Genomic DNA, 11630 nt, shown 5'->3' on the forward strand with positions numbered 1-11630 from the left:
GCCGACCGGCGATGATCGAGGAAGCGGCTGCTCGCGCCGCCCCGGCGGCGCGTCTCGCGCGAGCGAGGCCCCGCCCCCATTCCGCCGACGCCCGGAGAACCCGTTGACCGCGACGCACACCCGTCCCCCCGCCGTCATCCGCGACGCGACCGAGGACGACCTGCCCGCGATCCTCGAGCTCCACAACGCCAACATCGCCACCTCCACCGCGATCTGGGACGTCGAGCAGGTCGGTCTGGAGGATCGCCTGGCCTGGTTCGGCGACCGCACCGGCGCGGGCATGCCGATCCTGGTCGCGGAGGTGGACGGCGAGTTCGCCGGTTACGCCAGCTACGGCCGCTGGCGCCCGAAGGTCGGCTACCGCTTCACCGTGGAGAACTCCGTCTACATCGTGGACCGTTTCCAGCGCCGCGGCCTGGCCGCCGCCCTGCTCCGCGAACTGATCGACCGCGCCACCGCCTCGGGCCGGGTGCACGCGATGATCGCGGCCATCGAGTCGAGCAACACCGCCTCCATCGCCCTGCACGAGCGGTTCGGCTTCGTCGAGGTCGGCCGCCTGCCCGAGGTGGGCCGCAAGTTCGGCCGCTGGATGGACCTCACCCTGCTGCAGCTCACCCTGCCCGCGGAGGGCGACTGACGGCGGCTCGCGGCCGCCTCCGCAACCGTGTGGCGTCGACCACAGCGGGTCGTCGCCCCCGCTGAAATCACCGGGCGTAACGTCGTCCTCGTGAACGACACGCGCACCTCACGGTCCGCCCGCTTCGACACCACCCCTGTCGTCGTCGAGGATCTCGGTCTCATCGACTATCACGCCGCCTGGGAGCTGCAGCGCACCATCGCCGCCGAGCGCGCCGAGGGTGCCGGTTCCGACCGTCTGCTGTTGCTCGAGCACCCCTCCGTCTACACCGCGGGCCGCCGCACCGAGGACGCCGACCTGCCGATCGACGGCAGCCCCGTCGTCCAGGTCGACCGCGGCGGCAAGATCACCTGGCACGGCCCCGGGCAGCTCGTCGGCTACCCGATCGTGCGTCTGGCCGAGCCGGTCGACGTCGTCGACTACGTCCGCCGCCTCGAGGAGGCGCTGATCTCGGTGTGCACCGAGCTCGGCCTCACCGTCGGCCGGGTCGAAGGGCGCTCCGGCGTGTGGCTGCCCGCGACCGAGACCCTCGCCGAACGCAAGATCGCCGCCATCGGCATCCGCGTACAGCGCGGCGTGGCCTTGCACGGTATCTCGTTCAACTGCAATTCCGCCCTCGACGGTTTCCAGGCAATCGTGCCGTGCGGCATCCAGGACGCCGGCGTCACCACGCTGACCCGCGAACTGGGCCGCGAGGTCACCGTCGCCGAGGTCAAGCCGATGGTCGCCACCGCCGTGGTGCAGGCGCTCAACGGCGACCTGCCCGTCCGCGACCACGATCTCCCCCGCCCCGGCACTACCCCGGCGGCGCCGAATTCGACACGCGTAAGGTCGATGACGTGACCTCAGTCGACACCCCGACACCGCACGGCGGCACCCCCGCCCCGGCCCCCGCCACCGCGAACGGCCGCAAGCTCCTGCGCATCGAGGCGCGCAACGCGCAGACCCCGATCGAGCGCAAACCCAAGTGGATCCGCACGCGCGCCACCATGGGCCCGGAGTACTCCGAGCTCAAGGGCTTGGTCAAACGCGAAGGCCTGCACACCGTCTGCGAGGAAGCGGGCTGCCCCAACATCTTCGAATGCTGGGAAGACCGCGAGGCGACGTTCCTCATCGGCGGCGAGCAGTGCACCCGGCGCTGCGATTTCTGCCAGATCGACACCGGCAAACCGGCCGCCCTCGACCGTGACGAGCCCCGCCGCGTCGCCGAGTCCGTCCAGGCGATGGGGCTGCGCTACTCCACCATCACCGGCGTCGCCCGCGACGACCTGGAGGACGGCGGCGCCTGGCTCTACGCCGAAACCGTGCGTGCCATCAAGCGCCTCAACCCCGCCACCGGTGTCGAGCTGCTCATCCCCGACTTCAACGCCGATCCCGACCAGCTCGCCGAGGTGTTCTCCGCCCGCCCCGAGGTGCTCGCGCACAATCTCGAGACGGTGCCGCGCATCTTCAAGCGCATCCGCCCCGCCTTCCGCTACGAGCGCTCGCTCGCGGTGCTCACCGCCGCCCGCGAGGCGGGCCTGGTCACCAAGTCGAACCTGATCCTCGGCATGGGCGAGACCCCCGAAGAGGTCACCGAGGCGATGCGCGACCTGCACGAGGCGGGGTGCGACATCCTCACCATCACCCAGTACCTGCGCCCGTCGCCCCGGCACCACCCCGTCGACCGCTGGGTCAAGCCGGAGGAGTTCGTCGAGCACTCCCGCGTCGCCGAGGAGATCGGTTTCGCCGGCGTCATGGCGGGCCCGCTGGTGCGCTCCTCCTACCGCGCCGGCCGTCTCTACGCCCAGGCGATGGCGCACCACGGCCGTGAGATCCCGCCCGCGATGGCACATCTCGCGGAGGAAGGCACGGCCTCGCAGGAAGCCTCGGCGGTACTGGCCCGGTTCGGTAGCTGATTTCGCCGTGCTCGGTCGACGGCTTCTTCCGTCGACCGAGCACACCGCCCGCAAGCGACGAATCAGACCCTCCGAATACCTCATCACCGGCCCCGCCCACCGAGACCGTCGTCGCCCGCGGGCCCGGGCGCTTGCCAGCCGCGTCTGAGTCGCGCCCCGAGCCGCCCGATCCGCTCGACGTACTGCTCCGACGACAGCACCGCGATCTCGATCCCCGGCGTCGTCTGCTCGCCGCGCACATGCCGCAACGTCACCTCGTAGTGCGCCGCCACATACGCCGGATCCCGCATCCGCCGCCGCGATTCCACCACCAGCGCCCCGATCGCCGCTTCCCGCGTCGCCCCCGCCACGCTCCAGTCCTGCGACGGATACCGCGCCGAGAACGACCCGTCCGCCTCCCGAACCACCTGCGGCGCCAGCATCACCTGCACGATCGCCCCGGGCGCCGCCCGAGCCCCCGCATGCACCGGAATCTCCATCCGACCATCCGGGTGATGGGCATAGCAGGCATACCGCATCCGCGGCGGCCCACCAGCCCCGCGCACCCGGCCACCGGGCCGACCAACCAGCCCCGACCGCCCGTGGCAGTACCGCCCAGGCAACCGACGAGATTCCGACATCACCACGACTCCCCTTCCCCGCACGATCAGTTCGATACCGGGTTGGACGGCCCGTATCACGGTTCGGTTCCACCGATCCCCCACGATTCTCGAAACCCCTCTTGACGCTGAGCCTCCGCCGTAGCATCAGAAAATTAGCCACTCGCTTGCCGAGCACCCGATCCCGTCTCGAGGCACCACCATGCGCACCGCAACCACGCTCGCCCTCACCTCCGGCGCCGCCCTCGCCCTGGCCTTCACCGCGCCCCTGACCGCCACCGCCGACCCCCTCACCGACTTCCTCTGCACCAGCGGCTCCGCCCAGTTCTGCCCACCCCCACCGCCGGTCGCACCCCCGCCCCGATCCCAGGACTGCCACCCCTCCTACGACCCCTGCCTCCCCCGAGTCATCGACGTCGACTGCGCGGGCGGGTCCGGCGACGGGCCGGTGTACACCGGCCGAGTCCGCGTCATCGGCCCCGACGACTACGACCTGGATCGCGACGGCAACGGGATCGGCTGCGAAAGTTCCTGATCCACCAGCTCGTTCGCACCCCGGCCGGCCCGCGAAGACGCGGGTAGTTCACCGACCCAGAGCGAATCCGCGGCAATCGAGATCCAGCCGCCCCGACCGCTACCGTCACCACACGGAATCGGACCGGAACCTCGAAACCGACACCGCGCCGATCACGCACGGCGACCACGCCGAACGCGCCCCGACACCTGCTCGGTGCCACCACACCACCACCCGCGCCGCGCGGTGATCAGCGCACGTCTACCAGCCGCGGGCCCGACCACGGAACGTCCGGGCCGCGAGAACGAACGGGCGACGGCGGCGCGCACCGCGGACCTCACCAGATGTCCACCCAGGTCGGCCGCTCCGGAACATCGAACATCGCCGCGTTCCTCCGCACCACGACGGGAGCCGACACCCCCACACTCAGCCGATCCGCGAACCGCCGAGCGGCAGCCGCGCGAAACTGATGAAAGGAGTACTGCTTCCGCACCCGAACCTCACGTCCCGAGTCCGGATGCGAGAACCGAGCCTCCACCGTGACCTGCCACAGATCGAAATCGAACAACGCCCGCATCCGCTTACGCCGCACCTGCGACTCGACCACCGTCGCATCCGACACCGCCACCCCCACCCGCCGCAAGTACCTTCGCCGCAACCACCACGCCGCGCTCAGGACCACCGACCACGCGCCGATCCCCGCCACCGCGCTCACCGGGAGAAACAACGCCATCGCCACATCCGACCCGCTCCATCGCGCGATCGCCATACCCAGGTGCAGCACACCTGCCATGAACGCCAGCAACCCCACCACCACGACCAGCATCCACAGCAACACCATCGGGCTGATCACCTGCGTGACCCGCGCCATCCCACTCCTCTACCGACTATTGCCCCACCCGCACGACCGACATCCGCGCCCGAACATGATCCGCCGATCAGACCCGCCGTTTCATCCGTTGATGTCGCCGGAACCGGACTCCGAACCCAGCTCCGGCGGGCGCATCGGCCACGGAGGAGCGGAAATCACCTGTCCACTCCATTTGTCGACCGCCACCACCCGATAGCCGGGGTGTTCATGCCAGACGGACCCGTCCCAGAGAACTCCCTCACGGGTATACGCGCACGGGAGCCGTTCCGGCTGCCGGGCCGATGTGAGATTCCATCCGTTTTCGAATCCGAATCGAAGGTGACCGGACTTGAAGAAGACGGCCGAGAGAATGGGCGTCTCGAGGAGCTGCGCGACCTTTTGCTTGCTCCAGTACGTGATCGGATGCCGCCGCGGGTCGTCCTTGTGGAATACCGGGGACAGTCGAGCGTCGAGTCCGACAACAACGGCCAGGAACGGGTCGCAGATCAGCTCGACCCGATCGGACGCCCAACGGATCCTGCGGATGACCCGCCTCCGCAGCGGACGCACGATCCACCGATCGTCGTATTCGATCACCGGTTCATCAGTCCCGCCCATGGCGGCACCCTCCTGTCGCGCCGCGCCTGGTGCGGCCCCCCGTGGCGCGACACCCGCCGCGCAACGAACTGCGCTGTCCGTTCAGCGCATCGCGCTGATCTACGGCAACAAGGGCCCGTACGGTTTGTATCCGAGCGCCTGGATGACGGACCCTATCACCGGCGCGCACAGCAACGGATCCAGCACCGCTGCCGATCCGGTCGAGGAAGAGCCCGCCGGTACCGCGACCGGCACCGCCTGGACCGGCTCGGCAGCGGCGGCTCCGGCGGGCATCAGCAACGCGGCCGCCGACAACGCTCCTTCTCATGGACACGCTCCTCGGTGAAACACTATGCGCGACAGAGGGTATGCGCATCGACCCCACAACCCCCATCCCACCGGGCCGTCGAGACGGACCCGTCCGACCCGACGCGATGGCTTCGGCATCGAATCGCGGCCGATCAATCTCATTGCCACACAGTCGATCCCGAGCGAAATCGCCACCGCGCCGGTACCGTTGACCACGCCGGAAGGCCTCGAGGGGTGATGGGGGTTTCACGATGCCGGATATCCACCGCGAACGCCGTGTCCGCTGGGTCGAGCAACAACTCGCGCAGCTACCCGGGCTGGACGCCAAGCATCGAAGGTTCCTGTCCGTGCCGCTCATGGCGCGCGGCTGGCACCTGTTCGTCAGCCGTTCGGCTCCGTCGTCAGGGCACATCGCGGCGTTCGCGGTCGGCAGAACGGGGGCCTACGCACTCGTCTTCACCGACGACGTACCGGAACACGCTGCCCTGCGAAGCCTCCGCAAGCGCGCGGAGGAGACCTTCGGGGGGCTACTGGGCGGCCGCGCACAATTCGTGCCGCACACGGTGGAGGTCGTGTTGTTGATGCCGCGTGCCATCCGCACGGAAGCACACGACCTGTTCGTCGCCGCGGATGAGTCCACACTGCACACCGTGCTGACCGACGGCGAGCAACGCCTGTCGGCGAACAAGGTCCGCGAGGTCGCCGACGCGCTCGACCGCAGGCTCGACTGGTTCGACCGAATCTGCCCCGACGGCGCTCCGACCGCGGTCGACGTCGCCGCGGACACCCTCATCTCCGCTCGAGAACTGGCCGCGGAAGCACGCGAGGAAGCGCTGAAGCGGCCGTTCCGGGAGTGGATCACCTTCCTGGACCCGGACCAGCTGACCCTCGTCGACACGAATTTCACCGGCCCGGCCCGAATCAGCGGACCCGCGGGTACCGGAAAGACGGTGGTGGCCTTGCACCGGATGGGCAAATTCGCGAGGCACAACCCGGGCCGCCTGCTGTTCACCAGTTTCGTCAAGACCCTGCCCGCCTACCACGGTGCGGCATTCTCTCGGTTGGCGCCGCGCGCCGCGGACCGTGCGCAGTTCACCGGGCTGCACGCCTGGACCACCGCTTTCCTCAGGCGGCGCGGCGTCGGCTACAACCTGGACGAGGCGGCACGCGACTCCGCGCGCGCCAAAGCCTGGCAGGGTGCCAGAGAGGTGCTCGGCAGGGTCGAGGGCACCGACTTCGCCTACTGGACGGAGGAAATCGACCGGGTCATCAAAGGCAGGGGCATAGCGAAGCTCACCGAATATCAAAGCGTGCGGCGCACCGGCCGCGAGGGGATTCAACTGCACGGACCACGGCGCAAATACGTGTGGGAACACTGGTTCACTCCATACCAGGAGGCCATGAAAGCCAAAGGGGCGCACGACTTCAACGATGTGATCCGGCTGGCTGTCGACGAACTGCGCGCCCGTCCCCTCGACGACACCGAGGACTACGGACTGGTCGTGGTCGACGAGGTCCAGGACTTCACGCTCATGGAACTCCGCCTCGTCCACCAGATCGCGGGCGGCGGGCGCGACGCCCCGCTCCTGCTCGTCGGCGACGGACAACAGCAGGTCTACGCGGGTGGCTGGCGGCTCTCCGACGCCGGTATCCCGATATCGGGACGCGGTCGCGTACTTCGCACCAACTACCGCAACCGCCACGCGGTGCTCCAATACACCAAACGAATCGAGGCCGGCAACGTCGTCGACGATCTGGACGGCGGCCCGGGGGTCGTGCTCCGCGACAGCGAGACCACCTTGCCGGGCGGGACGGTCGTAGAGAATCAGCTACGCCGCCGTGATGTCGACGCCGAACTCGTTCGCGCTCTCACCGAATCGAACCGCCCGCTCACCGACACCGCCGTGATCGTCGGTTCGCTGAAGGACGCCGACCATTTCAAACGCATCCTCGACCGAGCCGGACTGTCCACGCTGCCCCTCGACAAGTACGACGGCACACAGGTCGATCCGATCAAGGTGGGCACCGTCCGACGCGCCAAGGGCATCGATTTCGCCGCCGTCTACTTCATCACCGAAGCGCCGGCTGATCCGGGCGGCCTCACCCCGGCAGCACGTGACCGCGCGGAGCTTCTGGCCCGGCAACGCCTCGTCGCCACCAGCCGTGCACGCGACCACTTGTGGGTGGCGTATGTATCGGGTTGACCAGGGGGCATGAGTGCCTCGACCGTGCAAGAATCGAATCGGCCGATTGGGAGGGACAGAATACGATGCCGAGCGAGGGGCAATCACCGCGGGCGTGGCTGGTCCGGTCCGGCCGCGGCGGCGAGCGTGAACGCAAAGCGCTCACCGAAGGGCTCACCATCATCGGTTGGCCCGAAATCGGTGATCTCAGCCGATATCGCACCTGGCAGGAGCTGAAGCAAGGTCTGCGCGAGGCGTATCCGGATGCGAGCCCGACCATGCTCGGCAACTGGGCGGGCCAGTTGTGGAAGTTCGAGACCGCCATCCAGGAAGGCGACTTGGTCGTGATGCCGCTCAAGACGAACTACGGCTTCGTTGCGGTCGGCCGAGTCAGCGGGGCCTACGAGTACCACGGGGACGAGCCGCCCGACTTCCGTCAGGTCCGGAAGGTCGACTGGCTGCGCACGGACATACCGTGGGAGAACATCCGCCCCGACCTACGGGCCAGTCTGGGCTCCTTGCTCACCGTCTGCGGTCTGACCCGCCACGACGCCGCCGCGCGGATCGAGCAGTTGGCCCGCGATGGCAGCGATCCCGGGTTCCACGGCGACGAAGAAGCGACCAGCTCGGCCGAGCTGTTGGAGGATGCGGCCGCACGAGACCCCTCGAATCCGCGACAGCTGACCGTTCGTAGCCTTCTGGAGCACTGGGGCGTCGAACGGCGGACCGCGGCGGCCGTGTCGATGATCAAGGCAGACCTGGCCGAGAACGGCTTGACGACGCGCCCGGCCTTCACCGAAGGCGGGCTCAGCGACGTCGTCGCCCTGGTGCCGCTCGGCAGCGAGCCCGGCGTCGACGCAGTGACGGGCGACACCGCAGACGTCGAGAATGTCACCGAGCCCGAGCCGATGTCGCGGCGCCTCGGCGACCTGCCCGCGCGCCTGGTGTCGATTCCGTCGACCGCCGACCTCACCTATGCGAAGACCGTGATGCTGCGGCATCAGTTCTCCCAGCTCGCCGTAATCGATGAGGACGGGACGTACCGCGGCGCGGTGACGTGGGAGTCGATTGGCCGAGCGCACATCGCCGGCGACCAGCCGGCGCTCGCCGACGCGACGGTCCCCGCTCCCGTCGTCGACCACGACGCGCTCCTGCTCGATCAGATCGACGTCATCTACGACCGGGGATTCATCTTCGTCCGCAGCCCGGACCGGGTCAGAGTCACCGGCATCCTCACCGCCGCGGACCTGACTCGCCAGTTCGGGACCCTCGCCCGGCCCTTCGTGCTCATCGAGGAGGCGGAGAACCGGCTTCGACGCGCCGCCGACGATCACCTCGACCTCGACGATATGAAGAACGCTGTCAAGCCGTACCAGCGATCACGCATCAAGTCGGCAGCCGACCTCACTTTCGGCAACTACGTTCATCTGCTGGCCGACCCGGATCGCTGGCACAAACTGGGCTGGCGACTGGACCGGAACCAGGTGGTGGAGCTGCTCGAACTGGTGCGCAAGGTCCGCAACGACCTCATGCACTTCGCCACCGACCCACTGTCGGAGGAGAAGTTCGCCGCGGTCCATGGGCTGCTGCAACTCCTGCGGACCGCCGAACCCAACCCGTAACTCCGCAGGCCGAGCGGTGCGGCATACAGTCCGGGCCATCGAACTCGGCGTCCGCACCGTACATGCGTCCCCCACCACGGAGGTTGGGCAATCACTCTAAGATGCTGAGACGAACAGGCGACCGGGATGCCGTGTACGGCCGGGGGCGCGGGGGTGACCGAAGCGAGGAGTTGCGCGGATGGCGCTGGTGGTGCTGGCGACCAACAACAAGTCGATGCCCAAGCTCGACGGATCGATCAAGAACAAGGTCTACGACTTCTTCGAGAAAGTCCGCGCCGATGACACCCTCCCGGGGCTGCACATCGAGCCGATCAAGGGCGCTGTCGACCCTCGCGTCCGGACCGGACGGGTCGATCTCAACTACCGAGCGATCATGTTCCGCATCGACGGCAAGTCGGTCGATACCACCTACATCTATCTCGGCACCTGGAAGCATGATGTGGCGAACAAGCTCGCCGAGAAGTCCACGCTGCGGGTGAATCCGGTGAACGGTGTCCTCGAGGGCATCGTCGGCGAGCTGGACGGGCGCGCGGACCGTAAGAAGCGGACCGTGGTGCCGGATCCGACCGGGGAACTTGCCCGCCTCGCATCCCGGCCGACGGCCGGATATCTCGGTCACATCGGGTTCACCCTGGCAGATCTGACCGATCGCCTCGGTCTGGATCCCGATGTGGCCGAACGCGCCCTTGCGGCGCCGGACCAGGACGCCGTGCTGGCTGTCGCGCAGACGACCGATGTCGCCTGGCAACAGAATGCCCTGCTGGAGCTGGCGGTCGGCCGGGCGATCGATGATATCCGCGACACCCTCGGCTTCACCGAGCAGCCGGTCGACGAGAGCCTCGACGAGAACGAACAAATCCTCGCCGCACTCGAACATCCCGCGACAAAGATGCAGTTCACCTTGGTCGACGACAACGCCGAACTGCGGCGGGTGATCGAAGAAGGGGATTTCAAGGCCTGGCGCACCTTCCTGCATCCGAATCAGCGACGCTACGTCGAGAAAAGCAATCGTGGCGCCTTCCGGCTCTCGGGTGGTGCGGGAACCGGGAAAACCGTCGTGGCACTCCATCGGGCGCGGTACCTCGCCGAGTTGAATCCCAACGCGCGAATTGTGCTGACAACCTTCAACAAGACCCTGGCATCCACCTTGGAGGCCGATCTGCGTGCGCTCGATCCGACCCTGCCGATCGCGAGCCGCCCCGGAGATCCGGGAGTGTATGTGGCAGGACTGGACAGCCTTGCCCAGGCCGTGGTCTCGAAGGCAGCCGAGCACCACTACCAGGCCGCCGCGGAGCGGGTGCTCGGCTTCGGCGCCGGTGGCAGACGACGCCGCAGGACCGGCGACGACAAGGGCTGGCCGGAAGCCGTGCGTGCTGCGGGTGACGGTCTCGATCCTCGCCTGCGGCACAGCTCGTTCCTTGCGCCGGAATATGTGGGCGTGGTCCTCGGTAACGAGATCACCACCGTGGAGCAGTACGCGCGAGTGCCGCGGGCCGGTCGGGGTGTGCGATTGTCGAGAGCGCAGCGCACCGCCGTGTGGCGGGTGATCGAGGAGTACCGCAAACTCAACAGGGTCAACGGCACGCTGAGTTATCCCGAGGTGCTGGCCGTGGCAGCGGCGTTGCTGCGGCTGCGCGCGGAGAACGAGAATCGTTACCTGGCCGATCACGTGATCGTCGACGAAGCCCAGGACCTGCACGCGACCCACTGGCGGCTACTGCGGGCCCTGGTACCGGAGAGTCCGGACGACCTGTTCATCGCCGAGGACTCCCATCAGCGCATCTACGGCCAGCCCGTGGTGCTGAACCGCTTGGGGATCAACATCCGTGGCCGGTCCAGCCGGTTGACCCTGAACTATCGAACCACCGCCCAGAACCTGCAGTTCGCCGTCGGCATTCTCGAAGGCGCGGACTACCAGGATCTGGAGGCCGAGGCGGAGACCACCGCGGGCTATACCTCCGCCCGTCTCGGGCCGAAGCCGCGCTTGATCGAATGTGCTTCCGCCGCGCAGCAGTATGAGGCCGTCGCCTCGACGGTGCAGCAGTGGCTGGACCGCGGCGACGTGCAGCCGGGCAGTGTCGCGGTGCTCACCCGTGGCCTGCACGATCGCGACGACTTCGTCGACGAGTTGCGCCGCCGCGGCATCCCCGCCGCACCGTTGGACAAGGAGCACGCCACCGACGACTCGGTCCAGGTGCTCACCATGCACCGTGCCAAGGGCATGGAGTTCCGCTGCGTCGTCCTCGCCGGGGTGGACAGCGACCATGTACCCGCCAAGGTGGCGGTTCAGGTACCCGAAGAGGAGCAGGCCGAGGCCCGCCAGCGGGAACGCTCGCTGCTGTATGTCGCGGCGAGCCGCGCCAGGGACGAGTTGGTCGTCACCTGGTGCGGGACTCGGTCGGAGCTCCTGCGCTGACCGGC

At 68.3% G+C, this 11630-nt stretch carries 11 protein-coding genes; 8 read left to right on the forward strand and 3 right to left on the reverse strand.

Going from position 1 to position 11630, the window contains the following annotated elements; translation table 11 throughout:
• Window positions 1–103: 103 nt before the first annotated feature.
• The 3 genes from AMO33_RS11870 to lipA all read left to right on the forward strand — a co-directional run bounded on the left by AMO33_RS11870 (window position 104) and on the right by lipA (window position 2535).
• On the forward strand, window positions 104–637 hold the full coding sequence (locus AMO33_RS11870; RefSeq protein ID WP_011208219.1) for a GNAT family N-acetyltransferase: 534 nt from the start codon (window positions 104–106) through the stop codon (window positions 635–637).
• A gap of 90 nt (window positions 638–727) precedes the next feature.
• A complete protein-coding gene (gene lipB, locus AMO33_RS11875) occupies window positions 728–1480 on the forward strand; it encodes a lipoyl(octanoyl) transferase LipB (protein WP_011208218.1) in 753 nt (250 codons plus the stop codon).
• Window positions 1477–2535 (forward strand): lipoyl synthase, encoded by a 1059-nt coding sequence (lipA, locus tag AMO33_RS11880; protein ID WP_060592593.1) that lies wholly within the window; start codon window positions 1477–1479, stop codon window positions 2533–2535. The genes lipB and lipA overlap by 4 nt, the downstream gene beginning before the upstream one ends.
• 83 nt (window positions 2536–2618) lie before the next feature.
• On the opposite strand, the gene AMO33_RS11885 is transcribed toward lipA, so the two are convergent.
• Window positions 2619–3002, reverse strand: coding sequence for a hypothetical protein (locus tag AMO33_RS11885; protein WP_139337569.1), 384 nt, complete (start codon window positions 3000–3002; stop codon window positions 2619–2621).
• A gap of 334 nt (window positions 3003–3336) precedes the next feature.
• Between AMO33_RS11885 and AMO33_RS11890 the strand changes: the two genes are divergently transcribed.
• Entirely contained in the window at window positions 3337–3669 is a 333-nt protein-coding gene (locus tag AMO33_RS11890; RefSeq protein ID WP_060592595.1) for a hypothetical protein, read from the forward strand.
• Between the two features lie 316 nt (window positions 3670–3985).
• Here the strand turns inward: AMO33_RS11890 and AMO33_RS11895 are convergent, their stop codons facing one another.
• Window positions 3986–4519 carry a hypothetical protein gene (locus AMO33_RS11895; protein ID WP_060592597.1) on the reverse strand — a complete coding sequence of 178 codons (534 nt, stop codon included), beginning with the start codon at window positions 4517–4519 and terminating at the stop codon, window positions 3986–3988.
• Window positions 4520–4600: 81 nt separating this feature from the next.
• Window positions 4601–5116 (reverse strand): hypothetical protein, encoded by a 516-nt coding sequence (locus tag AMO33_RS11900; RefSeq protein ID WP_139337570.1) that lies wholly within the window; start codon window positions 5114–5116, stop codon window positions 4601–4603.
• On the opposite strand from AMO33_RS11900, the gene AMO33_RS31445 reads away from it, so the two are divergent.
• The 4 genes from AMO33_RS31445 to AMO33_RS11920 all read left to right on the forward strand — a co-directional run bounded on the left by AMO33_RS31445 (window position 5115) and on the right by AMO33_RS11920 (window position 11625).
• Window positions 5115–5441 (forward strand): hypothetical protein, encoded by a 327-nt coding sequence (locus AMO33_RS31445; protein WP_139337571.1) that lies wholly within the window; start codon window positions 5115–5117, stop codon window positions 5439–5441. The two genes, AMO33_RS11900 and AMO33_RS31445, sit on opposite strands and share 2 nt — an antisense overlap.
• Before the next feature lie 214 nt (window positions 5442–5655).
• The gene (locus AMO33_RS11910; protein WP_076574028.1) at window positions 5656–7608 is read left to right on the forward strand and encodes a UvrD-helicase domain-containing protein; all 1953 of its coding nucleotides are present in this window, start codon (window positions 5656–5658) and stop codon (window positions 7606–7608) included.
• A gap of 65 nt (window positions 7609–7673) precedes the next feature.
• Entirely contained in the window at window positions 7674–9209 is a 1536-nt protein-coding gene (locus tag AMO33_RS11915) for a CBS domain-containing protein (protein ID WP_060592604.1), read from the forward strand.
• Window positions 9210–9387: 178 nt separating this feature from the next.
• Window positions 9388–11625, forward strand: a complete 2238-nt coding sequence (locus AMO33_RS11920) for a 3'-5' exonuclease (RefSeq protein ID WP_060592605.1) — start codon at window positions 9388–9390, stop codon at window positions 11623–11625.
• Window positions 11626–11630: the final 5 nt, after the last annotated feature.

The sequence above is a fragment of the Nocardia farcinica genome (assembly GCF_001182745.1).
In the GTDB taxonomy this organism is placed as follows: domain Bacteria; phylum Actinomycetota; class Actinomycetes; order Mycobacteriales; family Mycobacteriaceae; genus Nocardia; species Nocardia farcinica.

Bases quoted from the DNA above. Each gene is read 5' to 3' on its own strand.
- AMO33_RS31445 (WP_139337571.1), top strand. From the start codon at position 5,115: ATGGCGGCACCCTCCTGTCGCGCCGCGCCTGGTGCGGCCCCCCGTGGC.
- AMO33_RS11895 (WP_060592597.1), bottom strand. From the start codon at position 4,519: ATGGCGCGGGTCACGCAGGTGATCAGCCCGATGGTGTTGCTGTGGATG.
- AMO33_RS11920 (WP_060592605.1), top strand. From the start codon at position 9,388: ATGGCGCTGGTGGTGCTGGCGACCAACAACAAGTCGATGCCCAAGCTC.
- AMO33_RS11890 (WP_060592595.1), top strand. From the start codon at position 3,337: ATGCGCACCGCAACCACGCTCGCCCTCACCTCCGGCGCCGCCCTCGCC.
- AMO33_RS11915 (WP_060592604.1), top strand. From the start codon at position 7,674: ATGCCGAGCGAGGGGCAATCACCGCGGGCGTGGCTGGTCCGGTCCGGC.
- AMO33_RS11900 (WP_139337570.1), bottom strand. From the start codon at position 5,116: ATGGGCGGGACTGATGAACCGGTGATCGAATACGACGATCGGTGGATC.
- AMO33_RS11910 (WP_076574028.1), top strand. From the start codon at position 5,656: ATGCCGGATATCCACCGCGAACGCCGTGTCCGCTGGGTCGAGCAACAA.